We start from the raw sequence: 25923 nt of genomic DNA, 5'->3' as shown, positions 1-25923 counted from the left end.
GTCGGTATTGAACGCGCGGTACCGAAAGCGCGGCAACGGAAGCCGGTCGTGTCGGACGGCCGGCTTCGCTGCGACGGCCCGCGCGCGGCGGCGCACGCAAACCGCGCTCAGTGCGCGTGCTGCAACCGCGCCTTCATGAAGTCCACCCACGCGCGCACTTTCTGCGGCACGTGCCGCGTCGCGACGTACAGCGCGTAGACGTTCTGCTGCGGAAACCGATACGCGGGCAGCGCATCGACCAGCGTGCCGCTTTCGAGATCGTCGCGTACGAGCCATGCGGGCAGCAGCGCGACGCCGCTGCCCTGGCGCGCGAGTTCACTCAACACCGATGCGTTGTCGACGACGACGCGAGGCTTCGCGGCCGGTCGAAATGCATGTTCGTTGCCCGCGCGATCGGTGAGCGTCCATTCGGCGATCCGCTCGAGCCGGCTGTGGCCGAGCTGCGGCAGGCGGGCGAGGTCGTCGGGCGACGCCGGTTTCGGGCGCCCGGCCTTCGCCGGCAGGTCGGGCGCCATCACGGCGAGTACGTCGTAGGTGGCGAGGCAGACGCCGCGATAGGGCAGGTCGCGAAAGTGCTCGTGGCGTCCGAGCCGGATCGCGACGTCGAAGCGGTCGCGCACGAGATCGGCCTGCGACGTATGCGTTTCGAGCCGCACGCGTAACGCGGGATGCTGCGCGGTGAACGCATGCAGCATCGGTGCGAGGACGCGCGCCGCATACTCGACCGTCGACGTCACGCGCAGCATGCCCTGCATCCCGCCGTGCTCGCCGCGCACCTCGTCGATCGCGCCTTCGGCTTCGTCGAGCACGCGCAGGCAGCGCTGGTAAAAGCGCTCGCCGGCGTCGGTCAGCTCGACACGCCGGGTCGTGCGCGTGAGCAGCGTGACGCCGAGCTCGGCTTCGAGCTGTTTCACGTTGAAACTGATGGCCGCCCGCGCCTGGTTCAGTGCGGTGGCGGCGGCCGTGAACGAACCGGCTTCGACCACGGCACGGAAAACGGCGAAACGATCGAGGCTCACCATGGTTGGGGCGTGGGTCCTGTCTGGCTGTTGGATCGCTCGAAGGGTACCCGAATGTGCGGCCGCGCGGCGTTGCGGCGTTGCGGCGCTACGGCGTCGTGGCGGCGCGATCCGATTGTCAAAAAAATTCGACGGGACTCGTCGCATCCGGCCGCTTACCGATGCGCGTGCCGGCTTCTACACTGCGGCGTTTCGTGATGTTCCCGCCGCCATGCCAGACCGTTCCAGAATCGCCGCCGTCTACCTGCTCGGCTTCGCGATCGACCTCGCGAACATGTTCATGCTGAACGCCGCGTATCCGGCGCTGCAGCGCGAGCTGCACGCGTCGGTCGCGCAGCTTGCGTGGGTCGGCAACATGTACGTGCTCGGCCTGACCGTCGTGATTCCGTTCGGCACGTGGCTCGCGCGCCGCTGCGGCGAGCGGCGCGTGTTCGCGGCATCGCTGCTGCTGTTCGGGCTCGGCAGTGCCGGCGTCGGCGCGTCGCCGTCGATCGAGACGCTGCTCGCGTGGCGGCTGGTCCAGGGGCTCGGCGGCGGGCTGCTGATTCCGGTCGGGCAGACGATGGCCTATCGCGCGTATCCGCCGCAGGCGCGGGCGCGGCTCACGTCGGTCGTGATGATGGTCGCGCTGCTCGTGCCCGCGTTGTCGCCGGCGATCGGCGGGGCGATCGTCGATCGCGGTTCGTGGCGCGCGATCTTCTTCGTGATGTTGCCGATCGCGGCCGCGACCTGCGCGCTCGCGTTCGCATGGCTGCCGCGCGACGGCGCGCGCGACCGGCCGCCGCGGCTCGACTGGCCGGGGCTCGGCCTGAGTGCGGTCACGCTCGTCGCGCTGCTGCTCGGGCTGACCGCCGCGGGGCAGCCCGGCGGCGCGGTATTCCCGCTCGCGATGCTGGCCGTCGCGAGCGCGGCAGGCGCAGGCTATGCGGCGCATGCGCGTCGCGCCCTGTCGCCGGTCGTCGACCTGCGACTGCTCGCCCAGCCGCTGCTGCGAACCGGCGTGGTGGTCTATCTGTGCGTGCCGGGCGTCTTCACGGGCGTCAACCTCGTCGCGTCGCTCTATCTGCAGAACGCGCTCGGGTTGAGCGCTGCGCATGCCGGCGCGCTGATGCTGCCGTGGGCGATCGCGGCGTGCTTCGCGATCGCGACCACGCGCCGCTGCTTCGCGCGCCACGGCGCGAAGCCCTTGTTCGCGAGCGGCATTGTGATCGATTGCGTCGGCATCGCACTGCTCGCGACCCCCTGGGCCGGCGTCGAAGCCGTGCGCATCGCGGCATTCGCGGCGATGGGGTTCGGCGCGAGCCTGTGCACGAGCACGTCGCAAAGCGCGGCGTTCGTCGATGTGCCTGCCGACCGGATGGGCGACGCGAGCGCGCTGTGGAACATCAACCGCCAGTTGAGCTTCTGCGTCGGCGTGGCCGTGCTCGGCAGCGCACTCAATGCGTTGCTGGCATTCGACGCGGGCGGGCCGTCGCTCGCGCCGTACCGCTGGTGCTTCGGGCTGGCGGTCGTGCTGACGTTGCTGCCGCTGGGCCTGATTGCGCGGCTTCCCGCATACCGTGCGCCGGTCGCGCAACCCGTTTCATCCCACTCGTGAGAACCTGAGAGCTTTATGAATTTGCCGAATCCGTATTTCAAGGAAGTCGTCGACACCGTTGCCGACATCGCGTGCTGGTTGTCCGGCCGTGCCGGCCCCGAGCGGCTCGCGACGCTGATGGCGCGTTTTTCGCCGGGATTTTCGATGATCACGATGTCGGGCACGGTGCTCGATTACGCGGGCATCGATGCGCTGTTTTCACACGGGCACGGCGCGCGCCCCGGGCTGGTGATCGACATCGACGAGTTGCGCGGGCTTGCCGTGTGGTCCGATGGCGCGACGATCGGCTATCGCGAGACGCAGACCGACGCGCAAGGGCAGCGCACGGTGCGGCGCTCGACGGTCGTGTTCCGGCGCGAGGCGGACGGGCTGATCGTGTGGCGCCATTTGCACGAGACGCCGGTCGTCGCGTGAGCGGGGCATCGGCCGCCCTGCCTGAGGCGGCGCGGATGCGGTGCCGGCGTTACTTGTCCAGCTCCGGATAGTGCCGGAAGATGCCCATGTCGTTGAACGGGATGCGGCGTTCCGACGCGAGGTAGCGCGCCACCGGCGGATGCTCCGCGACGCGGTCGTGCAGCGCGACCAGCGCCGCGATTTTCCGCTCCGCGCGCTTCATCGCTTTCGGAAACGCGTAACGCAGCCCCTCGATCAACTGGAACATCGACAGGTCCGCATAGCTGAGTGCGTGGCCGGCGATGTAGCCGCTCTTGTGCGGGTTCTGGTCGAGTACGCGCTCGAAGTAACCGAGGAATTTCGGCAGCCGGTTTTCGAGGAAATCGGCCGCGCGCTCGGCGGCTTCCGCCTGCTGGTCCTCGTAGTAGAGGCCGCTTGCGATCGGATGGTGCGTGTCGTGGATCTCGGTGACGAAATCGGCCACGGTCAACTGAAGCTGGTGCACCCACAGCCGGCCGGCTTCGTCGTCCGGCGCGAGCCCGAGCCGCGCGCCGAGAAACAGCAGGATGTTCGCGGTCTGCCCGACCACCAGGTCGCCGGCTTTCAGGAACGGCGGCGCAAACGGCACGCATTCCGCCTTCGCGCTGTCCATCATGCGCATCATCGCCGGCACCCCCATGCCGCGCCCCGATTCGCGCGCGACGTCGACGTAGTCGGCTTCCGCCGCCTCGAGCGCGAGCCGCACATATTCGCCTCGGCCCTGGATCTCGGGCCAGTAATACAGTTCGTATCGCATGCTGTTTTCCCGTTTGTTGACGCGGCTGCCACGGGCATCGTGACGATCGGGCGGCCGCGCGTCGCGCGCCGCCCGCTGCGAATAGACAGTCTAGGCGATCGCGGGAAAAGTGCCGCGCATCGCCATCGCGCGCTACGCGCCGCGCTCGCCGCCCTCGGGGCCGTAGAAGAACACCCAGGTCGAGAAGTCGCCGGAGAAGCCGGTGAAGCGGTGGTCGGCGTGTGCCGGGACGAACAGCACGTCACCGGCCGCGACCGCGCATTCGTGTCCGTCGACGACGAAGTGCGACGTGCCGGTGGCGATCACGTAGACCTCGTCGCGCGTGTGCGGCTTCTGCTTGTCCTCAATGCGCGGCCGGTACAGCTCGACGTCGAGCGTGCCGTGGCGAAACAGCGTCGTGAACAGCGTGCCTTCTTCGTCGAGACGGGTGAGCGATTCGTTCAGGCCGAGCTTCATCGTGGTGTACTCCGGGTTCGGGGCGTGGGGATTGCCCATGTGCGTTGCGCGATCGTAGCGCGTCATGCCGGGAAGTCGCGCGGAGCGCGGGGCGCATGATCGCCATCCGTGGAACGAATCGCGCAGGCGCTCACCTTATGTGAAACGCTGGCATTCATCCGCGAAACAACGACGAGATTGCGCGTATTGGCTCGCGAGCTTCACCGCAATTTAACAAACGCCGACTACGATCCGGGCTCGTCAATCGACGCAAGCGCGGCGATTCGGTCCGCGCTGCGGTACTGCCGTCCGTCGCCGCCTGCGCGACTCGCCCGATTGCGATTTCCCGTGACCGTGAATGCGACGCCGAGGTATCGCGTCGACGTCATTCGCATCATTTCGTATTTCTCATGAAACTGAATCCGCTGGCTTCCTCACGCAGAAAATTCCTGGCCGCCGCGCCGGCCGTCGCGGCGGTGCCGCTGCTGAGCGCATGCGGCGGCGACGACGTCACGTCGATGCCCGTTACCGACGCCGCGCTGGCCGCGCAGATGTCCGCGAAGCTGAATGCGCAGCTCGGCGATGCCGCGACGGTCGGCGCGATCCAGCCGGCGCTGACCGACGTCGGGTTTGCCTGGGACCTGCCGACGATGCCGGCGGCCCAGGCCGGCGCGATCGTTGCGTACAGCTTCGGCAATCGCCCGAACGCGGCAAGCGGCAATACGTCGAGCACGGGCGGCAACCAGTCCGCGCTGCCCGATCCGGGGCCCGTCAACGAAGCGCTCGCGGACGCCGTCTACCGCATTCGGCAACTGAAGCCGGTCAAGGTCTACGCGCAGTGGGAAATCGCCCGCTTTCTCGTGTCGAAATACGGGATGGGCGCCGACGTGCTGTCGTCGATCGAGCCCGTGATCGCGAGCGACGGCACGATCGTGTACCTCAGCACGGCCGGCGTGGCCGCCGAGGCCGTGTCGCGCGCGGGCGGCGTGGCCGCGATGGGCCGCGTCGCGGTGGTCGGCCATCGGGATCACGCGAAGCGCTGCATCCAGACCTCGCAGCAGGCGGGCATGAAGGCGGCCGCGGTTGCCGAGGTGCCGTTGCCGACGCGCTACGACCCGCAGTCGGGCCAGCCGTGGACGCGCAACCGCAGCCTGTACCTCGTGCACGACATGTATGCGCAGATGCTCGCCCGCGCGGTCGGCGCGACGATGCAGGCGTTCCCGAAGGGCTGACGCACTTTCTTTCTCCCGATTCCGATGACCATGCAGACCCGCCGCCATTTCCTCGCTTCCGCTGCCGCGCTTGCCGTGACCGGTGCCGCCAGCACGCCGGGCTTCGCCGGCGACGCTCCCGTTTCAGATGCCGAACTGCAACGCCAGATGCTCGGCAAGCTGACGAACGAACTGAACGACCGCGCAGCCGCCGCCGACGAGGCCGGTTACCTGTTCGAGACGTTTTTCTCGTGGATGCCGCCGGCCGTCCAGGCCACGGCTATCAACACGATTGCCGCATTCGCTTTCGGCAGTCGCGCCGCGCCGTCGTCGGGCGCCGCGCCGGTGCCCGGCCCCGTGAACGAGGCGATTGCCGACGCCGTGTTCCTGCTGCGCCGGAAGGTCGCCGCGCGGATCTTTGCGCAGCAGGAAGTCGCGAGCGTGCTCGCGTCGAAATACGGGCTGACGGCCGGCGTGACGTCGATCGCGACACCGGCGCCGGCCGCCGGCAGCCCGATACCGACGCCCGACGGCGTCGTAACCGCGATCGTCAGGCAGGCCGGCTCGGCGTCGGCACTCGGCAACGTCGGTGTCGTCACGCATTCGGATCAGGCTTCGATTGCCGTGCGCGTGTCGAAAACCGCGGGGATGCAGGCCGCGGTGCCGGCGGGCCTGACGCTGCCGTCGCTCTACGACGCGTCCGCGCAGATGCCGGCCTTGCGGCGCCGCGATCTTTACCTGCTGAGCAACGTCGGCGTGCAACTCGGGATGCTGCGGCTCGACCTGATCAACCGCGAATACCCGAACGGCTGACGCTGCGGGGCACTCGCGGCATCCGCCGCCGAACGACTTCACGTTCCGGGCGCCCGGTGTGCGGCGCAATCGCGAGCTGCCGGCCGTTCAAGACGCCGTCGCTGCACGACACGTTGCAGCGAAGGGTGTTGTTCCGCAACGGCCGCTTCCACTCGCCGAAGGACGCGCAGCGCTTCTGCGTGCAGCGCGATACCGACCCCACGAAGGCGGCCAGCCGTCGCGTGTCGCCGCGACATGCGTCCCACGCGACGGCTGCAACCGCCGCCGCGCCGTTTGCGCCCGCATTTGCCGGGTAATGCCGATACAGGTATTGGCACTACCAGCCAAACCACTGTTTTTAATGGGTTTTTTCGCGTGCGGCCCGCGCCGTGACGCGTTCTGCGTGGCATAATCGACCGCATCCGCAAGGCTTGTAGTCACAACGACCCCGCATACCCATGGCACAGACTCTCTACGACAAACTGTGGAACACCCACGTGGTCCACACCGAGGAAGACGGCACGACTTTGCTCTACATCGACCGTCAGCTGCTGCATGAAGTCACGAGCCCGCAGGCATTCGAAGGGCTGAAGATCGCGCAGCGTCCGGTGTGGCGCATCAGCGCGAACCTGGCCGTGTCGGACCACAACGTGCCGACCACCGATCGCAGCCACGGCATCGCCGATCCCGTCTCGAAGCTGCAGGTCGACACGCTCGACGCGAACTGCGATGCGTTCGGCATCACGCAGTTCAAGATGAACGACGTGCGCCAGGGCATCGTCCACATCATCGGGCCGGAGCAGGGCGCGACGCTGCCGGGCATGACGATCGTGTGCGGCGATTCGCATACGTCGACGCACGGCGCGTTCGGCGCGCTCGCACACGGCATCGGCACGTCGGAAGTCGAGCACGTGCTCGCCACGCAAACCCTGCTGCAGAAGAAGAGCAAGAACATGCTCGTGAAGGTCGAGGGTGCGCTGCCGCGCGGCTGTACCGCGAAGGACATCGTGCTCGCGATCATCGGCAAGATCGGCACGGCCGGCGGCACGGGCTACGCGATCGAGTTCGGCGGCTCGACGATCCGCGCGCTGACGATGGAAGGCCGCATGACCGTCTGCAACATGGCGATCGAAGCCGGCGCGCGCGCGGGCATGGTCGCGGTGGACGACACGACCATCGATTACCTGAAGGGCCGTCCGTTCGTGCCGACCGGCGCGGAATGGGATCAGGCCGTCGAATACTGGCGCCAGTTCAAGTCGGACGAAGGCGCGCAGTTCGATCGCGTGGTCGAGCTGAACGCGGCCGAGATCGTGCCGCAGGTCACGTGGGGCACGTCGCCGGAAATGGTCACGTCGATCGACGGTCGCGTGCCCGATCCCGAACGCGAGAAGGATCCGGTCAAGCGCGACGCGATGGAGCGTGCGCTGGCCTACATGGCGCTCGAGCCGAACACGCCGATCGAGTCGATCAAGGTCGACAAGATCTTCATCGGTTCGTGCACGAACGCGCGCATCGAGGACATCCGCGCAGCCGCTTACGTCGTGAAGAAGCTGAACCGTCGTGTCGCGTCGAACGTGCGCCTCGCGATGGTCGTGCCGGGCTCGGGCCTCGTGAAGGCGCAGGCCGAGCGCGAAGGGCTCGACAAGGTGTTCACGGACGCCGGCTTCGAATGGCGCGAGCCGGGCTGCTCGATGTGCCTCGCGATGAACGCCGACCGGCTGGATCCGGGCGAGCGCTGCGCGTCGACGTCGAACCGCAACTTCGAAGGCCGGCAGGGCGCGGGCGGTCGCACGCACCTCGTGAGCCCCGCGATGGCGGCGGCCGCGGCGATCGAAGGTCACTTCGTCGACATTCGCAAGCTGGGGTAACGCGTGACGGCATCGAAGGTCATAACGCGGCTGGTTGCCGCGCTGGCGCTTGCGGGGCTGGGCTTCGGCCTTGCGGGCTGCAACACCGTCCAGGGCTTCGGGCAGGACGTCAACGCCGCCGGCAACGCGCTGAAGCGCGCCGCGGAGTGACGATTCCCGCCGAGAATTTGTCGATGTGCGCCGGCTGAACGCCGGCCCTTCAACCGGATAGACGGATCATGGAAAAATTCATTGTGCATACCGGCGTCGTGGCGCCGCTCGATCGCGAGAACGTCGACACCGACGCGATCATCCCGAAGCAGTTCCTGAAGTCGATCAAGCGCACGGGCTTCGGTCCGAACGCGTTCGACGAATGGCGTTACCTCGATCACGGCGAGCCGGGCCAGGACAACTCGAAGCGCCCGCTGAATCCCGACTTCGTGCTGAACCAGCCGCGCTACCAGGGTGCATCCGTGCTGCTCGCGCGCAAGAACTTCGGCTGCGGCAGCTCGCGCGAGCACGCGCCGTGGGCGCTGCAGCAGTACGGCTTCCGCGCGATCATCGCGCCGAGCTTCGCGGACATCTTCTTCAACAACTGCTACAAGAACGGGCTGCTGCCGATCGTGCTGACCGAGCAGCAGGTCGATCACCTGTTCAACGAGACGGTTGCGTTCAACGGTTTTCAACTGACGATCGACCTCGACGCACAGGTCGTGCGTTCGGGCGACGGCCGCGAGTATCCGTTCGAGATCACCGCGTTCCGCAAGTACTGCCTGCTGAACGGCTTCGACGACATCGGCCTCACGCTGCGCCACGCGGACAAGATTCGCCAGTTCGAGGCCGAGCGCCTCGTGAAGCAGCCGTGGCTCAATACCAAGCTGGTCGGCTGACGTGCCTTTCGGGCGGGCGCGCCGGCGGCGCGCTCGCCGGCCTGCCTCATAAAACCTACCCAGTCAGGAATTTCGCATGAAGATTGCAGTGCTGCCCGGCGACGGCATCGGTCCGGAAATCGTCAATGAAGCGGTGAAGGTGCTGAACGCACTCGACGAGAAGTTCGAACTCGAACAGGCGCCGGTTGGCGGCGCGGGCTACGAGGCAAGCGGTCATCCGCTGCCGGACGCGACGCTGGCGCTCGCGAAGGAAGCCGACGCGATCCTGTTCGGCGCCGTGGGCGACTGGAAGTACGACTCGCTCGAGCGCGCGCTGCGCCCCGAGCAGGCGATCCTCGGGCTGCGCAAGCATCTCGAGCTGTTCGCGAACTTCCGCCCGGCGATCTGCTACCCGCAGCTCGTCGATGCGTCGCCGCTGAAGCCCGAGCTGGTTGCGGGCCTCGACATCCTGATCGTGCGCGAACTGAACGGCGACATCTACTTCGGCCAGCCGCGCGGCGTGCGTGCCGCACCGGACGGCCTGTTCGCGGGCGAACGCGAAGGCTTCGACACGATGCGCTATTCGGAACCGGAAGTGCGCCGCATCGCGCACGTCGCGTTCCAGGCGGCCCGCAAGCGCGCGAAGAAGCTGCTGTCGGTCGACAAGGCGAACGTGCTCGAAACGTCGCAGTTCTGGCGCGACATCATGATCGACGTGTCGAAGGAGTACGCGGACGTCGAGCTGTCGCACATGTACGTCGACAACGCGGCGATGCAGCTCGCGAAGGCGCCGAAGCAGTTCGACGTGATCGTCACCGGCAACATGTTCGGCGACATCCTGTCGGATGAAGCGTCGATGCTGACGGGCTCGATCGGCATGCTGCCGTCGGCGTCGCTCGACAAGAACAACAAGGGCCTGTACGAACCGTCGCACGGCTCGGCGCCGGACATCGCGGGCAAGGGCATCGCGAACCCGCTCGCGACGATCCTGTCGGCCGCGATGATGCTGCGTTACTCGCTGAATCGTGCGGAGCAGGCCGATCGCATCGAGCGCGCGGTGAAAACGGTGCTCGAACAGGGCTACCGCACGGGCGATATCGCGACGCCGGGTGGCAAGCAGGTCGGCACGACGGCGATGGGCGACGCGGTGGTCGCGGCGCTGTAACGCAAGCAAGTAGAAAGGGCGCGAACGGGCCGCGAAATCGGCCGGTTCGCGCGCGGTTGGCCGTTGTGCGGGCAACCGGCTTTGTGTAGACTCGAACGATGGCGCAAATTTCCCTGATCTCCCCGGTCTTGAAACTCCACGGCAACATTGCCCGTGCGGGTGCGCGCGCCATCGTCATCACGAAAACCATTACCACGAAAACGATCATTAAACGCTGATCGTCCGTCGTGCCCGCCTATTTCCCCGCGCGGTCACACCGGGGACGGAAATGGCGGGGAAGCTCCATCAAAGGGTTAGTCATGAACGTAGGTCTCGTAGGTTGGCGCGGCATGGTCGGCAGCGTCCTGATGCAGCGCATGCAGGAAGAGGGCGATTTCGACCTGATCGAACCGGTGTTTTTCAGCACCAGCAACACGGGCGGCAAAGCGCCGTCGTTCGCGAAAAACGAGACTACGCTCAAGGACGCGACCAACGTCGACGAGCTGAAGAAGTGCGACGTGATCATCACGTGCCAGGGCGGCGACTACACGAACGACGTGTTCCCGAAGCTGCGCGCGGCGGGCTGGAACGGCTACTGGATCGATGCGGCATCGTCGCTGCGGATGAAGGACGACGCGGTCATCATCCTCGATCCGGTCAACCTCGACGTGATCAAGGATGCGCTCGTCAAGGGCACGAAGAACTTCATCGGCGGCAACTGCACGGTCAGCCTGATGCTGATGGCGCTCGGCGGCCTGTTCCGCGAGAACCTCGTCGACTGGATGACGGCGATGACCTACCAGGCCGCATCGGGCGCGGGCGCGCAGAACATGCGCGAACTGCTGTCGCAGATGGGCACGCTGAACGGCGCGGTGAAGGAGCAGCTCGCCGATCCGGCATCCGCGATCCTCGACATCGACCGCCGCGTGCTGGCCGCGATGAACAGCGACGCGATGCCGACCAGCAACTTCGGCGTGCCGCTCGCCGGCTCGCTGATCCCGTGGATCGACAAGGATCTCGGCAACGGGATGTCGAAGGAAGAGTGGAAGGGCGGCGCGGAAACCAACAAGATCCTCGGCAAGCCGGCGATGGGCGAGCCCGGTTCGATCCCGGTCGACGGCCTGTGCGTGCGGATCGGCGCAATGCGCTGCCACTCGCAGGCTCTGACGATCAAGCTGAACAAGGACGTGCCGCTCGACGAGATCAACGGCATCCTCGCGTCGGCGAACGACTGGGTGAAGGTCGTGCCGAACGAGCGTGAAGCGTCGATGCGCGACCTGTCGCCGGCGAACGTCACGGGCACGCTGACGGTGCCGGTCGGCCGCCTGCGCAAGCTCGCGATGGGCGGCGAATACCTGTCGGCGTTCACGGTCGGCGACCAGCTGCTGTGGGGTGCGGCCGAGCCGCTGCGCCGCATGCTGCGCATCCTGCTCGACAAGTAAGCTCGTGTGTCCGGCCCGCGATGCGCGGGCCGCGTTGCACAAGATGGCGCGCCGCGCCGGCCTTGACGATATCAAGGCTGGCGCGGCGCGTTTTTCATGTGCGCGTCAGCGCATGTTCAGCAGCGTCTGGTCGACGGTCTGCTGGGTCTTGATCGTCTGCGCATTGGCCTGGTAATCACGCTGCGCCTTGATCAGGTTCACGAGCTCGGTCGTCAGGTCGACGTTCGAGTTTTCCAGCGCACTTCCCTGCAGCGTGCCGTGGTTCGTGCTGCCCGGCGCGGAGATCTGCGGCACGCCCGACGCGGCGGTTTCCACATACTGATTGCCGCCAATGTTCTCGAGCCCGTTCGGGTTGTTGAAGTTCGCGAGCGCGATCAGGCCGAGCACCGCGCTCTGGCCGTTCGAATAATTGCCGGTCAGCTTGCCGTCGGTGCCGATCGAGAACGTCGTCAGCGTGCCGCTCGCGAAGCCGTCTTGTGCGAGGTTGGTCACGCCGCTCTTTCCGCCGAACTGCGTCGTGCCGCCCAGGTCGAGCGTCAGGTTCTGCGGATTGGCGCCGCCCGACGCGTTGGGGATCGAAAACGCGAACTGACCGAGGCTCGGCGTCGGCTGGCCGGTGGCGGCCGACGTCGTCGAGGTGATCCGGCCCGATGTGTCGAACGTGACGGTGCCGAGATTCGTCGGCGTCTGGCCCTGCACGCCCGCGTAGGCCTGCCAGGTGCCGGCCGCGTTCTTCGTGAAATACATCGACACCTGCTGCGAGCCGCCGAGCGTGTCGTACACCTGGATCGACGAATTGTAGTTGTACGTGGTGTTGTCGCCCGGGTTGAACGGCGTCTTGGCCGGCACCTTGTCCTGCGAATTCAGGTTGAACTGGCCGGTGATCTTCGTCGTCGCCTGCGGGGCGATGTTGTTGGTCGGCGCCTGCAGCGGCACGGTCGCCGCGGTATTGATCGCGCCGCCCGGGCCTGCCGCATAGCCCATCAGGTTGCGGTTTTGCGAATCGACGATGGCGCCGCTCTTGTCCCGGTGGAATACGCCGTCACGCGAGTACGTCGTCACGCCGTTGTTCGACATCTGGAAGAAGCCGTTGCCGTTGATCGCGATGTCGAGCGACGACTTCGTCGTGTTGATCGTCCCCTGGCCGAATTGCTGCTGCACCGACGCGAGCCGCGTGCCGATGCCGATCTGCGTGTTGGTCGACGTCGCAACCGAATTCGCGTACATGTCGGCGAAGTTCGCGCGCCCCTGCTTGAAGCCGACCGTGTTTGCGTTCGCGATGTTGTTGCCGATCACGTCGAGATGGTTCGCCGCGCCGGCCAACCCGCTCAAACCCTGTTGATAGCCCATGTTCGATCCCCGTAACGAGCTGGTGAGTAGATGCAGTCGTGCGACTGCGCGATGCCTCCCTGGCACCTCACGACGTCAGCCTGGCCAGGCGCGTGCCTGCCTTTCCGGCAGGTGTGTACGCGGTGGTCGAACTGCGCCGATTCTTGTTTGAAGACGATCGTAGCGACGGCAATTATTCGATCTGTGTAATTTTGTGTAATGTAATTGAATTGTTGTCGAAATGATTGATTTCGTATGAGCAATGAAACTGGGATGAGGCTTGAAAGCCTTGTGGGGCGGGTGTTTGAGGATGGATATGTCCAATTCAACGATAAGAGAGGGGAATTGGCCTCTTATCGATCAATTGAAATTTATTTGAATTGTTTTGGTGATCGGCGGGATTTGTCTTTATTGGAAATTGCTAATCCATTAACGGCAGGTGGCGCGATTTATTGAGCAAACGTGCCCGATTTCGCGGTCGTGGCGCGGCATCGAGCCCCGGAGTGGGCAGGGCGCCGGGTGAGCGGCAAGGGGCGCGCCATTCGTTCGGGACGGGATGCGGCCGGGCATCTTTCAGTTGAGGGAGGTGTGCTTCCGATCGATCGGGAACGCTGGTCGCGCCGTGTGAACCCGGGCATCGGAGCGGCCCGGCAGGCGGGCGCGCGGACGCGCGAACGCGGCCGGTTGCACCCATCGGCGACGAATTCGGCCCGAACCCGATCACGTGAAGTAAACTACGCGGTTACGACGCACAGACCCGCCGAAAGCGTCGCGTTCAACGCGACGCTTTTGCATTTCTGCGGCAACTTTATTGACGCTTTCAACCGCGAATCCGAGCCGCGCCCACGCGCGGCGATAGAGCCAACGATGTCCCGAATTTCCTTGTTTCCGCGTCAGTCCCGTCTGTCGCGCGCCGTGCGTGGCGCGCTGGCGATCCTGGCGCTCGGCGCAACCGCATCGGCCTGGGCGGCCGGCACCGGCGAACTGCCGGCGTCCGCTGCCGGTGGTGCAGTGCCGCTTACCGTGACGGTCCAGCCCGGCCAGTCGCTGAACGACATCGCGAAAGCGGCCACGCAGTCGCGCGATCCCGGTGTGCTCGCGCGCGCCGGCCGCGCGCTGTTCGACGCCAATCCGCAGGCGTTCATGAAGCACGACGCGAGCCGCCTGAAAGTCGGTGCGACGCTGACCGTGCCGGCGCTCGATGCGACAGGCGCGGCACTCGCACCGGCCGCTGCATCCGCTGCATCCGCTGCATCCGCTGCATCCGGCACATCGGGTACGGCGGCAGCGTCCGCGCCCGCGGCGGCATCCGGCGGCACGGCGGTCGCGCAGCATGGTGCGTCGGCGCCGCATCCGGGCTCGACCCCGGCGGCGACCGTGCCGTCCGCGCCGGTGGCGCCGGCCGTGCATGCGGCTCCGGTGAGCGGTGCGAGCGTCGCGACGGCCGCCGGTGCGGCGGCGTCGCTTGGCGCTTCGGCGGCACACGGCGCATCGGCCGTCGAAAGCGTGCAGCCGGCGGCGCCCGTTGCCGGTGCAAGCGGTCCGCATGTGTGGAGCGGTGCGATCCAGTCGGTGCCGTCGTCCGCGAGCGGTGCCGCGCTTCCGCCTGTTGCGGGCAGCCAGGTTTCGGGCATGAACGAACCGGCCGCGGCTGCGCCCGCGACGGGCGCGTCGCAGCCGCGGCCGTCGAGCCTGCAGCAACTGCTGGCGCTGAAGAACCGCGTGCTGATGGAGTTGCAGAAGCACGGCATCGGCAAGCCGGCCACGACGAACGAGGTCGCGCCGGCGCCCGTGCCGGCACCTGTCGCACCGCGTCCGGCCACGAACGATACGGGCGCATCCGCTGCCGCGCCGGCGGCAAGTGAAGCCGCGTCCGGCGTTGCTGCCAGCGCAGCGCAGCCGGCATCGGTATCGGCGCCCGCGCAATCGGCCGCGCCGGTGGCGGCACCTGCGCGCAGTACCGGGCAGATGGACTGGCGTCCGGCCGCGGTGGCCGGTGCGGCCGTGATCGTCCTCGCCGCAGGTTTTGCGTGGCGCAAGCGCCGGAAGGGCCGGCGCGCGGAAGAAACGGGTGATGCGGGTACGAGCGCGACGGCTGCTGCGGTCGTCGCGGGCGGGTCCGCGGCTGCGGCGGCAGAAACCGAAGCCGCGCCGTCCGTCGAGCCGGAACTGCCGATCCGGCCCGAGATGCCGGTCGCACGCGACGCGGCTTCCGATTTGAGCCTTGCTGCGGCCACTGCCGCAGCGGCGGAGACGGCCGAGACGCTTGATACGGATGTGCCGTCGGCGCCGGAAGTGGTGCCGCCGCATGACGAGCAGCCCGAATTGCCGGCCGCGCACGCCGTAGTGCCGACCGCGAGCGAGGCGGCTCCGGCTCCGCACGATACAGAGCCGGTAGAGAAGATCGCTGCCGAACAGCCCGCGGAACAGCCTGCCGAGACGCCGATCGCCCCCGCGGCCACCGAAACGCAGCACGAGGCGCTGATGCAGAACGCGATCAGCGCGCTCAACAGCCTCGACATGCCGCTGCCGCCGCGCACGCAGGACGAGCCGTCGCTGGCGACGGACGAGTCTGCCGCGCAGGCAAGGCAGTCCGACACCGATAAGGTCGCAACTAACGGTCAAGCCGACCAACGCCTTCCGATTGGCGCGATCGCTCCGGCCCCCGAACATCCGGCCGATCAGGACGACGAGTTCGATTGGGATCCGGACGCGGCGACGCCTGCCGGCCAGGCGGGCAGCTCGTTCGCGACGTCGTCGCTGCCGCCGCTCGGCGGCGCGCAGTTCGGCGCGTTGAAGCTCGACTTCGATCTGGACCTGCCGTCGACGCCGGGCGCCGCGTTGCCGGCGCTGACGCCGGACGAACTTGCCCGCATCGCGCGCAACAAGCTCGACCTCGCGACCGAATACGTCGAGCTGGGCGACCTGTCCGGCGCACGGACGCTGCTGCAGGAAGTGGTCGACGCGAACGACATCGCGACGCGCGACGATGCGCGTGCGCTGCTCGCGAAACTGGCGGACGAGGCGTGATGCGGATCGCGCTCGGCATTCAGTACGACGGCGCGGCGTTCTGCGGCTGGCAGGCGCAGCCGCACGGCAAGACCGTGCAGGATCGGCTCGAGCACGCGCTGGCCGAGTTCGCGCGCGTGCCGCTGCATACGACGGTGGCCGGGCGGACCGACACGGGCGTGCACGGGCTCGGGCAGGTCGTGCATTTCGATACCGACCTGGATCGCGAGGTGTTCTCGTGGGTGCGCGGGACCAACGCGTTCCTGCCGCCGACCGTGGCGGTGCAATGGGCGAAGCCGATGCCGGAGGCGTTTCACGCGCGTTTCTCGGCGTTCGAGCGCACCTATTACTACGCGCTGTACGTGCATCCCGTGCGCTCGCCTATGCTGGCGGGGCGCGCGGGCTGGATCCATACGCCGCTCGACGATGACGCGATGCGCGCCGCCGCCGCGCACCTGATCGGCGAGCACGACTTCTCGTCGTTCCGGTCGTCGGAATGCCAGTCGAAGACGCCGGTCAAACACCTGTACCAGATCGACGTGCGGCGCGTGGGCCATTTCATTCATTTCCGGTTCCGCGCCAACGCGTTCCTGCACCACATGGTGCGCAACCTGATGGGCTGCCTCGTCGCGGTCGGCCGCGGCCGCTATCCGGCCGACTGGCTTGCCGACGTGCTGGCCGGGCGCGACCGCAATCTCGCGGCGCCCACGTTCATGGCCGACGGGCTGTACCTCGCCCACGTCGGCTACCCGGCGGAATTCGCCGTCCCGCCCGCGCAGCTCGGCAGCGTGCCGTGGAGCAGCGTCTGGGCCGACCTGGACCCTCAACCATGACGGATCACGCCGTGTCTCCTTCGACTCCTGCCGCGGCCGGCCTGCCGCCGCGCACGCGCATCAAGCTGTGCGGCCTGTCGCGCCCCGAGGACGTGCTGCACGCGGCGGCGCTCGGCGCCGACGCGATCGGTCTCGTGTTCTACCCGAAGAGCCCGCGCGCGGTGACGATCGCGCAGGCGGCCGAGCTGGCGCGCCTCGCGCCGCCGTTCGTGTCGGTGGTCGGACTGTTCGTGAATGCGACCGAAGCCGAGATCGAGGCCGTCGTGCGCGACGTGCCGCTCACGCTGTTGCAGTTCCATGGCGACGAGACGCCCGGGCAGTGCGATGCCCTCGGCCGCGCGGCACGCCTGCCGTGGTTGCGCGCGGTGCGCGTCGGCCCCTCGACGCAGCCGGCCGATTTGGTAGAATCGGCACTTCATTATTCGAAAGCGCGCGGCCTCCTGTTCGACACCCTGGTGCCGGATTACGGCGGTAGCGGCAAGGTCTTCGATTGGTCTCTTATTCCCGCAGAGCTCGCGCATCGGGCCGTTTTGAGTGGTGGCTTGAGCGCGCAAAACGTCGGTGATGCGATTCGCCAGTTGCGCCCGTTTGCTGTCGATGTCTCGAGTGGCATCGAAGTGGAGGGCGCGAAGGGCGTGAAGGATCACGCCCGGATGGCGGCGTTCGTACGCGCGGTGCGCGAAGCGGACGCCGGGTGATGCAAGCCGGCGCGGCCCCGAAAGCGGGGCGCCCCGACCGATCGAGAGAGACACCATGTACAACCTTCCTGATGACCGCGGCCACTTCGGCCCGTATGGCGGCGTGTTCGTCGCCGAGACGCTGATTCACGCGCTGGACGAACTGCGCGCGGCGTATGAAAAATTCCAGAACGATCCCGATTTCGTCGCCGAATTCGAGCGCGAGCTGAAGCATTTCGTCGGCCGCCCGTCGCCGATCTATCACGCACAGCGCTGGAGCGAGACGCTCGGCGGCGCGCAGATCTACCTGAAGCGCGAAGACCTGAACCACACGGGCGCGCACAAGATCAACAACGTGATCGGCCAGGCGCTGCTCGCGAAGCGCATGGGCAAGAAGCGCGTGATCGCCGAGACGGGCGCCGGCCAGCACGGCGTCGCGACCGCGACGATCTGCGCCCGCTTCGGGATGGAGTGTGTCGTCTACATGGGCTCGGAAGACGTGCGCCGCCAGGCCGCGAACGTCTACCGGATGAAGCTGCTTGGCGCGACGGTCGTGCCGGTCGAATCGGGTTCGCGCACGCTGAAGGACGCGCTGAACGAAGCGATGCGCGACTGGGTCACGAACATCGAGAGCACGTTCTACATCATCGGCACGGTCGCGGGCCCGCACCCGTACCCGATGATGGTGCGCGACTTCCAGCGCGTGATTGGCGACGAGTGCAAGGTGCAGATGCCCGAGCTCGCGGGCCGGCAGCCGGACGCGGTGATCGCCTGCGTCGGCGGCGGCTCGAACGCGATGGGCATCTTCTATCCGTACATCGACGACACGTCGGTGCAGCTGATCGGCGTCGAAGCGGCCGGCGACGGCCTCGACACGGGTCATCACGCGGCGTCGCTGATCGCCGGCAGCCCGGGCGTGCTGCACGGCAACCGTACCTACCTGCTGCAGGACGACAACGGCCAGATCATCGAGACGCATTCGGTGTCGGCGGGCCTCGACTATCCGGGCGTCGGCCCCGAGCACGCATGGCTCAAGGACAGCGGCCGCGCACAGTACGTCGGCATTACCGACGAGGAGGCGCTGAAGGCGTTCCACGACTGCTGCCGGATCGAGGGGATCATTCCCGCGCTCGAATCGAGCCACGCGATCGCGTATGGCGTGAAGCTCGCGCCGACGTTGCCGAAGGACAAGATCCTGCTCGTCAACCTGTCGGGCCGCGGCGACAAGGACATGCACACGGTCGCCGAGCGATCGGGCATCGAGCTCTGACCCCGACCGATGCGTGACCTGATCGAAGAACCGGGCGGCGGTGCCGCGAGCGAGGCGGGGGCGGTTCAGCCCGCCGCCGCCGTGCCGCGCGCGCTGCCGTCCGGGATCGAACTGCACAACCGCGATTTCCTGACCGATGCCGCGCACCTGCCGGACGCGTCGATCGACCTGATCGTCGCCGATCCGCCGTACGGGCTCGGCAAGGACTACGGCAACGACTCGGACAAGCGTTCGGGCGACGACTTTCTCGCGTGGACGCGCGAATGGCTCGAGCTCGCGATTCCGAAGCTGAAGCCGAGCGGGTCGATGTACATCTTCTGCACATGGCAGTACGCGCCGGAAATCTTCAGTTTCCTGAAGACGCAGCTCACGATGGTCAACGAGATCATCTGGGACCGGCGCGTGCCGAGCATGGGCGGCACGACGCGCCGCTTCACGTCGGTGCACGACAACATCGGCTTTTTCGCGGTTTCCAGGGCGTATTACTTCGATCTCGATCCGGTCCGCATCCCGTACGACGCCGACACGAAGAAGGCCCGCTCGCGCAAGCTGTTCGAGGGCAGCAAGTGGCTGGAGATGGGCTACAACCCGAAGGACGTCTGGTCGGTCTCGCGCCTGCACCGGCAGCACGCGGAGCGCGTCGACCATCCGACCCAGAAGCCGCTGGAAATCATCGAGCGGATGGTGCTCGCAAGCTGCCCGCCGGGCGGCCGCGTGCTCGATCCGTTCATGGGCAGCGGCACGACCGCGGTGGCCTGCGCACGGCAGGGGCGCGACTTCGTCGGCTACGAGATCAACGAAAGCTATTGTGCGATCGCGCACGAGCGCGTGAGCGCGCTCGCTGTGCCGGCGTGCGCGTGAATCGCGCCGCCGCCTCGCCGAAGCATTGAGGAAAAATTGCCATGTCCCGTATTCAGCAAACCTTCGCCGCGCTCGCCGAACAAGGCCGTAAGGGCCTGATCCCGTTCATCACGGCCGGCGATCCCGATCCCGCGAAAACCGTCGAATTCATGCACGCGCTCGCCGAAGGCGGCGCGGACGTGATCGAACTCGGCGTGCCGTTCTCGGACCCGATGGCCGACGGCCCCGTGATCCAGCGCTCGTCGGAACGCGCGCTCGCGCGCGGCGTCACGCTGAAGAGCGTGCTCGCCGACGTGAAGCGCTTTCGCGAAACCGACCCCAAAACGCCCGTCGTGCTGATGGGTTATGCGAACCCGATCGAGCGGATGGGCGTCGACGCGTTCGCGGCCGAAGCGCAGGCGGCCGGTGTCGACGGCGTGCTCGTCGTCGACTATCCGCCGGAAGAGGCGGGCGTGTTCGCCGAGAAAATGCGCGCCGCGCAGATCGATCCGATCTTCCTGCTCGCGCCCACGTCGACCGACGAACGTATCGCCGACGTCGGCAAGATCGCGAGCGGCTACGTGTATTACGTGTCGCTCAAGGGCGTGACCGGCGCAGGAAATCTGGATGTTTCGAGCATTGCGGGTAAAATCCCGGCCATCAAGTCGCGCGTGCCGGTTCCGGTCGGCGTCGGCTTCGGTATCCGAGACGCCGAAACGGCGCGCGCGGTGGCCGAGGTGTCGGACGCGGTCGTGATCGGCAGCCGCCTCGTGCAGCTGCTCGAAAGCGCTGCGCCGGAGGGTGCCGCCGCCGCGCTGAAGACTTTCATTGCCGAGCTGCGCGCCGCCCTGGACGGCGCGGGCAAGACGGCGCGATAAACACAACACAGGAAGCGGGAACGGGCCGGTCGGCCCGGCCCGCCACGGAACAGGAAACCATACGATGAGCTGGCTCGACAAACTGTTGCCGCCGAAGATCAAGCAGACCGACCCGAAAAGCCGCAAGGGCATTCCGGAAGGCCTGTGGGTCAAGTGCCCGTCCTGCGAGGCCGTGCTGTACCGCAACGACGTGGACGCGAACCTGCACGTGTGCCCGAAGTGCGATCACCACATGCGCATCGGTGCGCGTGAGCGCCTCGACGGGCTGCTCGATCCGGAAGGCCGTTATGAAATCGGTCAGGAAGTCGTGCCGGTCGACACGCTGAAGTTCAAGGACAGCCGCAAGTACCCCGATCGTCTGAAGGAAGCGATGGACGACACGGGCGAGACCGACGCGATGGTCGTGATGGGCGGTGCGATCCACACGCTGCCGGTGGTCGCGGCCTGCTTCGAGTTCTCGTTCATGGGCGGCTCGATGGGCTCGGTGGTCGGCGAGCGCTTCGCACGCGGCGCGCAGAACGCGCTCGAACAGCAGGTGCCGTTCATCTGCTTCACCGCTTCGGGCGGTGCACGGATGCAGGAAAGCCTGCTGTCGCTGATGCAGATGGCGAAAACCACCGCGATGCTGACCAAGCTGGCCGAAGCGAAGCTGCCGTTCATTTCGGTGCTGACCGACCCGACGATGGGTGGCGTGTCGGCGAGCTTTGCATTCCTCGGCGACGTCGTGATCGCCGAACCGAAGGCGCTGATCGGCTTCGCCGGCCCGCGCGTGATCGAGCAGACGGTCCGCGAGAAGCTGCCGGAAGGCTTCCAGCGCGCCGAATTCCTGATCAAGACGGGCGCGATCGACATGATCGTCGACCGTCGCAAGATGCGCGACGAGATCGCGCAACTGCTCGCGCTGCTGCAGCGACAGCCGGCCGACGCGCTGGCTTGACCGGCGCAAGGTTGTGAACTCTGCGCGTCGCCTGGCTTCCGCGTCAGGCGACGCGCTTCGTTTTTTGGCGTAGTGGCGGTACCGATCCAGATTTGAACCGATGAGCACTTTTCCCACTCTCGACGCGTGGCTTTCGCATCTCGAACGCGCGCACCCGGTCGGCATCGACATGGGCCTGACCCGCATCGGGCAGGTCAAGGCGGCGCTGCAGCTCGAATTCGCGTGCCCCGTCATTACCGTCGGCGGCACGAACGGCAAGGGCTCGACCTGCGCGTTCCTCGAGACGATCCTCGTGCGCGCGGGCTACAAGGTCGGCTGCCACACGTCGCCGCACCTGCTCGAATTCAACGAGCGCGCGCGCGTGAATGGGCAGAACGTCACCGATGACGAGCTGCTGCCGCACTTCGAGGCCGTCGAAGCCGCACGCACGTCGTTGCCCGAGCCCGTGTCGCTCACGTACTTCGAATTCACGACGCTCGCGATCCTGCACCTGTTCGCGTCGCGCGGGCTGGACGCGGTGATCCTCGAAGTCGGCCTCGGCGGCCGGCTCGACGCGGTCAACATCATCGATACCGATTGCGCGATCGTCACGAGCATCGACATCGACCACACCGAATACCTCGGCGACACGCGCGAGAAGATCGCGTTCGAGAAGGCCGGGATCTTCCGTGCCGGCAAGCCGGCGATCTGCGGCGATCCGGCCGCGCCGCAAACGCTGATCGACCACGCGGAAGCGATCGGCGCCGACCTGTGGCTCGTCGGCCGCGATTTCCGCTACGAGGCGCAGGCAGGCGCGGAGCGCCAGCAGTGGAGCTACCTCGGTCGCGAGAAGCGCTATCCGGCGCTGGCGTACCCGGCGCTGCGCGGCGCGAATCAGCTGATCAATGCATCGGCCGCGCTTGCCGCGCTCGAGGCGCTGCGCCCGGTGCTGCCGGTGTCGGCGCAGGACATCCGGCTCGGCCTCGCGAACGTCGAGCTTCCCGGGCGCTTCCAGGTGCTGCCCGGCAAGCCGGCGATCGTGCTCGACGTCGCGCACAACCCGCATGCATCGGCCGTGCTCGAGCAGAACCTCGGCAACATGGGTTTCTTCCCGTACACGTACGCGGTGTTCGGCGCGATGCACGACAAGGACATCGACGGCGTGCTGCAGCACCTGAAGGGCGAGATCGACCACTGGTGCGTGACCGACCTGCCGCTGCCGCGTGCGGCCACCGCCGAACAGCTCGAAGCCGCGCTGCGCAAGGCCGGCGTGGAGGAGGGGCCCGATTCGAGCGTCACGCGTTACACGTCGCCCGCTGAAGCGTTTCGCGATGCACTAAAAAGAGCATCCGAGAATGATAGAATCGTGGTTTTCGGCAGTTTCCATACGGTTGCCGGCGTGCTGGCCTACCGTAAATCGCAGCAACACTGACTGACGGGCAGTTTCGGACTCAGCCATTCATGGGAATTTTCTCGTTCGGCAAGAAAGACGACGACGCGCCCCCGCGGCGCGGCGGTCGCACCGGGGCCTCCCGGAACGTGCGCACGGAGCGCACTGAACGCGTCGAGCGACGCTCGCGCCGCACCGAGCGTCCGGAATCGGACGCACTGCTCCTCGATCCGACCCTTCCAGAAAAGCAACGCGCGCGCCGTCGCCTCGTCGGCGCGATCGCGCTCGTCGTCGCCGCGGTGATCGTGCTGCCGATGGTGCTCGATTCGCACCCGAAGCCGGTCACCGACGACATCGCGATCGACATCCCGAACCGGCCCGCGCACCAGGCGGTCGCGCCGCGCGACGACGATGTGTCCGACGTGCAGGCCGGCGTCGCGCATGACGAACCGCCGGCATCCGACACGGCCGTTGCGGCCGCACCGGCGCCCGCGCCGAAGGATGCCGCCAAGCCGGCCGCGAAACCCGATACCACGACCACGGCGAGCGTGACGCCGCCGAAGCCTGCGCCGAAACCGGCTGCGCCCGCGGCGAAGCCGGCTGCGCCGAAGCCCGCACCCGCGGCCGTCGCGAATGCCGACGCCGCGAGCCCGGACAGCGGCGACGCGTCGTCGCCGTCGTCGCCGGCCGGTGCGCGCTTCGCGGTGCAGCTCGGGTCGTTCAAGGATGACGCGACGGCCCGTTCGTGGGCCACCAAGTTGAAATCGGCGGGCGTGCCCGCATATGTCGAGCATCGCAAGCAGTCGGATGGCAGCACGGCTACACTGTTGCGTGCAGGCCCGTTCGCGGATCGCGCGGCGGCTTCCGCCGCGATCGCGAAGGTGCGCGAAGCCGGTCTCACGCAGTAACGCACGATGCTGACGGCTTTCGACTACGCTGTATTGGCGGTGATCGTGTTGTCGGCGCTACGCGGTGCGTGGCGCGGCTTCGTGTCCGAGATTTTCGGGCTGATCGGCTGGATCGCGGCGATCGTGATCGCGGGCCGCTACGTCGGATTGGTCGTACCGTATATTCCGGCGAACTGGCCGGGCGGTGCGCTGACGCAGTGGGTGATCGCTTTCGCGTTGGTCGTGATCGGCGTGGTGCTGGTCGCCGGCGTCGCGAACGCGCTGCTGTCGCGGATCGCGCAGGCCAGTGGCCTGGGCGGCGTCGACCGCTCGCTGGGCATGATGTTCGGGCTCGTCCGCGGCTGCGTGATGGTGGTGCTGCTGGTCGCGGCGGCCGGGCTGACCGAACTGCCCAAACAGGATTTCTGGCGCAATGCGCTATTGCGTCCTTTCGCCGAACAGGGCGTGCACGAGCTGAAGCAGCTCCTGCCCGACGGCATGGCCCAGTACGTACGCGTGTGACGACGCGGCTGGGCAGGACGGAACCGATTTTGTCATTCTGAAGGACATGCCATGTGCGGCATCGTAGGCGTTATCTCCCAATCCCCTGTCAACCAGCTGATCTATGACAGCCTGCTGCTGCTGCAGCATCGCGGTCAGGACGCGGCGGGCATCGCGACGGCGGACGGCAGCAATTTCCACATGTACAAGGCGAACGGCATGGTGCGCGACGTGTTCCGCACGCGCAACATGCGCAGCCTGCCCGGCACCTACGGCATCGGCCAGGTGCGCTACCCGACCGCCGGCTCGGCGTCGAGCGAAGCCGAGGCGCAGCCGTTCTACGTGAACGCGCCGTTCGGGATCATCCTCGCGCACAACGGCAACCTGACGAACTGGCAGCAACTGAAGGACGAGATGTTCCGGATCGACCGCCGGCACATCAACACCAATTCCGACAGCGAAGTGCTGCTCAACGTGTTCGCGCACGAGCTGCAACTGTCGACCACGGGCCTCGAGCTCGATCCGGCTTCGGTGTTCAAGGCCGTCTCGGGCGTGCATCGCCGCCTGCAGGGTTCGTATGCGATCGTGTCGCTGATCGCCGGCTACGGCCTGCTCGCGTTCCGCGACCCGTTCGGCATCCGCCCGCTCTGCATCGGCAAGCTCGAGACCGAGCACGGCACCGAATGGATGGTCGCGTCGGAGTCGGTCGCGGTCGAAGGCATCGGTTTCGAATTCGTGCGCGACCTGGAGCCGGGCGAAGCGGTCTTCATCGACAAGGCCGGCAACTTCCACAGCCAGCAGTGCGCGGAGAACCCGACGCTGAACCCGTGCATGTTCGAATACGTGTACCTCGCGCGTCCGGATTCGTGCCTCGACGGCGTGCCGGTCTACAACGTGCGCCTGCGCATGGGCGACTATCTCGCCGAGAAGATCAAGCGCGAACTGCCGAACGTGCCGATCGACGTCGTGATGCCGATTCCCGATTCGTCGCGCCCGGCCGCGATGCAGGTCGCCGCGAAGCTCGGCGTCGAGTACCGCGAAGGCTTCTTCAAGAACCGCTACGTCGGCCGCACCTTCATCATGCCGGGGCAGGCCGTGCGCAAGAAGTCGGTGCGCCAGAAGCTCAATGCGATGAGCATCGAGTTCAAGGACAAGAACGTGCTGATCGTCGACGATTCGATCGTGCGCGGCACGACCTCGCATGAAATCGTGCAGATGGCGCGCGATGCGGGCGCGAAGTCGGTGATCTTCGCGTCGGCCGCGCCGCCCGTGAAGTTCCCGAACGTGTACGGCATCGACATGCCGACGCGCGGCGAGCTCGTCGCACACGGCCGCACCGACGAAGACGTCGCGAAGATCATCGGCGCCGACCACCTGATCTACCAGGACGTCGACGACCTGCGCCGCGCGGTGCGCGACATCAACCCGAAGCTCGAACGCTTCGAGGCGTCGTGCTTCGACGGCAACTACATCACCGGCGACGTGACGCCCGAGTATCTCGATGCGATCGAGCGCGCGCGCCTCACGCCGGCGTCGCAGGCCGATCGCGATACGGCCGGCGACACCGAACGTTCGCAGATGAACCTGCAACTGTCGGTCGAGTGACACCGGCGCACGCTTTTATCGAGGCGTGATAGGATGTGGCCTTGCGTCGATTTGATATCAGCTTGCGGACGCGGGGCGACTTCCCAAAACAGCTAAAGCGAAGGCCGGTGGCAACCGGCCCGAGTCGATCGCTGTCGTACCGCACCGAAGCCCGCTGATGCCGACGCATAGCGGGCTTTTTGTTTTTTGGCCTGGTTTTGATCTGGCCTGCGCGATGCGCGTGGCCATCGGATACGGAAAACG

General features: G+C 67.0%; 27 protein-coding genes. 23 read left to right on the top strand and 4 right to left on the bottom strand.

Annotation, left to right across the window (positions count from 1 at the left end; translation table 11 throughout):
* Window positions 1–107: 107 nt before the first annotated feature.
* Entirely contained in the window at window positions 108–1022 is a 915-nt protein-coding gene (locus tag E9536_RS02865; protein WP_124672952.1) for a LysR family transcriptional regulator, read from the bottom strand.
* Window positions 1023–1230: 208 nt separating this feature from the next.
* Between E9536_RS02865 and E9536_RS02860 the strand changes: the two genes are divergently transcribed.
* Window positions 1231–2616, top strand: coding sequence for an MFS transporter (locus tag E9536_RS02860; protein ID WP_136469247.1), 1386 nt, complete (start codon window positions 1231–1233; stop codon window positions 2614–2616).
* Between the two features lie 15 nt (window positions 2617–2631).
* Window positions 2632–3030, top strand: coding sequence for a hypothetical protein (locus tag E9536_RS02855; RefSeq protein WP_027791131.1), 399 nt, complete (start codon window positions 2632–2634; stop codon window positions 3028–3030).
* Window positions 3031–3079: 49 nt separating this feature from the next.
* Here the strand turns inward: E9536_RS02855 and E9536_RS02850 are convergent, their stop codons facing one another.
* Entirely contained in the window at window positions 3080–3805 is a 726-nt protein-coding gene (locus E9536_RS02850; RefSeq protein ID WP_048022087.1) for a glutathione S-transferase, read from the bottom strand.
* A 132-nt stretch (window positions 3806–3937) separates the two neighbouring features.
* Window positions 3938–4261, bottom strand: coding sequence for a cupin domain-containing protein (locus E9536_RS02845; protein WP_136469409.1), 324 nt, complete (start codon window positions 4259–4261; stop codon window positions 3938–3940).
* A 108-nt stretch (window positions 4262–4369) separates the two neighbouring features.
* Between E9536_RS02845 and E9536_RS02840 the strand changes: the two genes are divergently transcribed.
* From E9536_RS02840 to asd, 9 genes are all read left to right on the top strand, one after another.
* Entirely contained in the window at window positions 4370–4654 is a 285-nt protein-coding gene (locus E9536_RS02840) for a hypothetical protein (protein ID WP_136469246.1), read from the top strand.
* Window positions 4651–5472: a hypothetical protein gene (locus E9536_RS02835; RefSeq protein WP_124672956.1), complete on the top strand. Its 822-nt coding sequence runs from the start codon at window positions 4651–4653 to the stop codon at window positions 5470–5472. Before E9536_RS02840 ends, E9536_RS02835 begins: the two co-directional genes overlap by 4 nt.
* A gap of 30 nt (window positions 5473–5502) precedes the next feature.
* Window positions 5503–6264: a Tat pathway signal protein gene (locus E9536_RS02830; RefSeq protein WP_136469408.1), complete on the top strand. Its 762-nt coding sequence runs from the start codon at window positions 5503–5505 to the stop codon at window positions 6262–6264.
* Between the two features lie 437 nt (window positions 6265–6701).
* Window positions 6702–8111, top strand: a complete 1410-nt coding sequence (gene leuC / locus E9536_RS02820; protein ID WP_021158716.1) for a 3-isopropylmalate dehydratase large subunit — start codon at window positions 6702–6704, stop codon at window positions 8109–8111.
* A 3-nt stretch (window positions 8112–8114) separates the two neighbouring features.
* The gene (locus E9536_RS02815; RefSeq protein WP_027791137.1) at window positions 8115–8261 is read left to right on the top strand and encodes an entericidin A/B family lipoprotein; all 147 of its coding nucleotides are present in this window, start codon (window positions 8115–8117) and stop codon (window positions 8259–8261) included.
* Window positions 8262–8329: 68 nt separating this feature from the next.
* Window positions 8330–8980, top strand: a complete 651-nt coding sequence (leuD, locus tag E9536_RS02810) for a 3-isopropylmalate dehydratase small subunit (RefSeq protein ID WP_060173163.1) — start codon at window positions 8330–8332, stop codon at window positions 8978–8980.
* Window positions 8981–9056: 76 nt separating this feature from the next.
* Entirely contained in the window at window positions 9057–10124 is a 1068-nt protein-coding gene (leuB, locus tag E9536_RS02805) for a 3-isopropylmalate dehydrogenase (RefSeq protein WP_021158719.1), read from the top strand.
* Window positions 10125–10222: 98 nt separating this feature from the next.
* Window positions 10223–10342: a hypothetical protein gene (locus tag E9536_RS42625; RefSeq protein WP_021158720.1), complete on the top strand. Its 120-nt coding sequence runs from the start codon at window positions 10223–10225 to the stop codon at window positions 10340–10342.
* An 81-nt stretch (window positions 10343–10423) separates the two neighbouring features.
* Window positions 10424–11545 (top strand): aspartate-semialdehyde dehydrogenase, encoded by a 1122-nt coding sequence (gene asd, locus E9536_RS02795; protein ID WP_027791140.1) that lies wholly within the window; start codon window positions 10424–10426, stop codon window positions 11543–11545.
* Between the two features lie 105 nt (window positions 11546–11650).
* Here asd and flgE read toward each other — a convergent pair whose 3' ends face one another.
* A complete protein-coding gene (flgE, locus tag E9536_RS02790) occupies window positions 11651–12895 on the bottom strand; it encodes a flagellar hook protein FlgE (protein WP_048022078.1) in 1245 nt (414 codons plus the stop codon).
* A gap of 234 nt (window positions 12896–13129) precedes the next feature.
* On the opposite strand from flgE, the gene E9536_RS02785 reads away from it, so the two are divergent.
* The 12 genes from E9536_RS02785 to purF all read left to right on the top strand — a co-directional run bounded on the left by E9536_RS02785 (window position 13130) and on the right by purF (window position 25680).
* Entirely contained in the window at window positions 13130–13330 is a 201-nt protein-coding gene (locus E9536_RS02785; protein WP_136469245.1) for a hypothetical protein, read from the top strand.
* A 411-nt stretch (window positions 13331–13741) separates the two neighbouring features.
* A complete protein-coding gene (locus tag E9536_RS02780; RefSeq protein ID WP_136469244.1) occupies window positions 13742–15904 on the top strand; it encodes a FimV/HubP family polar landmark protein in 2163 nt (720 codons plus the stop codon).
* The gene (truA, locus tag E9536_RS02775; RefSeq protein ID WP_060373004.1) at window positions 15904–16716 is read left to right on the top strand and encodes a tRNA pseudouridine(38-40) synthase TruA; all 813 of its coding nucleotides are present in this window, start codon (window positions 15904–15906) and stop codon (window positions 16714–16716) included. The genes E9536_RS02780 and truA overlap by 1 nt, the downstream gene beginning before the upstream one ends.
* Window positions 16713–17414: a phosphoribosylanthranilate isomerase gene (locus E9536_RS02770; RefSeq protein WP_027791144.1), complete on the top strand. Its 702-nt coding sequence runs from the start codon at window positions 16713–16715 to the stop codon at window positions 17412–17414. Before truA ends, E9536_RS02770 begins: the two co-directional genes overlap by 4 nt.
* A 55-nt stretch (window positions 17415–17469) precedes the next feature.
* A complete protein-coding gene (gene trpB / locus E9536_RS02765) occupies window positions 17470–18663 on the top strand; it encodes a tryptophan synthase subunit beta (protein ID WP_027791145.1) in 1194 nt (397 codons plus the stop codon).
* A gap of 9 nt (window positions 18664–18672) precedes the next feature.
* The gene (locus tag E9536_RS02760; protein WP_060373006.1) at window positions 18673–19524 is read left to right on the top strand and encodes a site-specific DNA-methyltransferase; all 852 of its coding nucleotides are present in this window, start codon (window positions 18673–18675) and stop codon (window positions 19522–19524) included.
* Window positions 19525–19565: 41 nt separating this feature from the next.
* Entirely contained in the window at window positions 19566–20381 is an 816-nt protein-coding gene (trpA, locus tag E9536_RS02755) for a tryptophan synthase subunit alpha (RefSeq protein WP_027791147.1), read from the top strand.
* Window positions 20382–20445: 64 nt separating this feature from the next.
* Complete coding sequence (accD, locus tag E9536_RS02750; RefSeq protein WP_021158729.1) at window positions 20446–21318, top strand: acetyl-CoA carboxylase, carboxyltransferase subunit beta; 873 nt, start codon at window positions 20446–20448, stop codon at window positions 21316–21318.
* A 100-nt stretch (window positions 21319–21418) separates the two neighbouring features.
* Window positions 21419–22729: a bifunctional tetrahydrofolate synthase/dihydrofolate synthase gene (folC, locus tag E9536_RS02745; RefSeq protein WP_021158730.1), complete on the top strand. Its 1311-nt coding sequence runs from the start codon at window positions 21419–21421 to the stop codon at window positions 22727–22729.
* 29 nt (window positions 22730–22758) lie between these two features.
* Window positions 22759–23595 (top strand): SPOR domain-containing protein, encoded by an 837-nt coding sequence (locus E9536_RS02740; RefSeq protein ID WP_059684345.1) that lies wholly within the window; start codon window positions 22759–22761, stop codon window positions 23593–23595.
* Between the two features lie 6 nt (window positions 23596–23601).
* Entirely contained in the window at window positions 23602–24096 is a 495-nt protein-coding gene (locus tag E9536_RS02735; RefSeq protein WP_136469242.1) for a CvpA family protein, read from the top strand.
* 51 nt (window positions 24097–24147) lie between these two features.
* Window positions 24148–25680, top strand: a complete 1533-nt coding sequence (gene purF / locus E9536_RS02730) for an amidophosphoribosyltransferase (protein WP_027791150.1) — start codon at window positions 24148–24150, stop codon at window positions 25678–25680.
* Window positions 25681–25923 lie beyond the last annotated feature (243 nt).

This window comes from Burkholderia sp. LS-044 (assembly GCF_004803625.1).
Taxonomy (GTDB): domain Bacteria; phylum Pseudomonadota; class Gammaproteobacteria; order Burkholderiales; family Burkholderiaceae; genus Burkholderia; species Burkholderia cepacia.
Note: the sequence above shows the minus strand (reverse complement) of the source record. Positions and strands in the feature narration are given on the sequence as shown.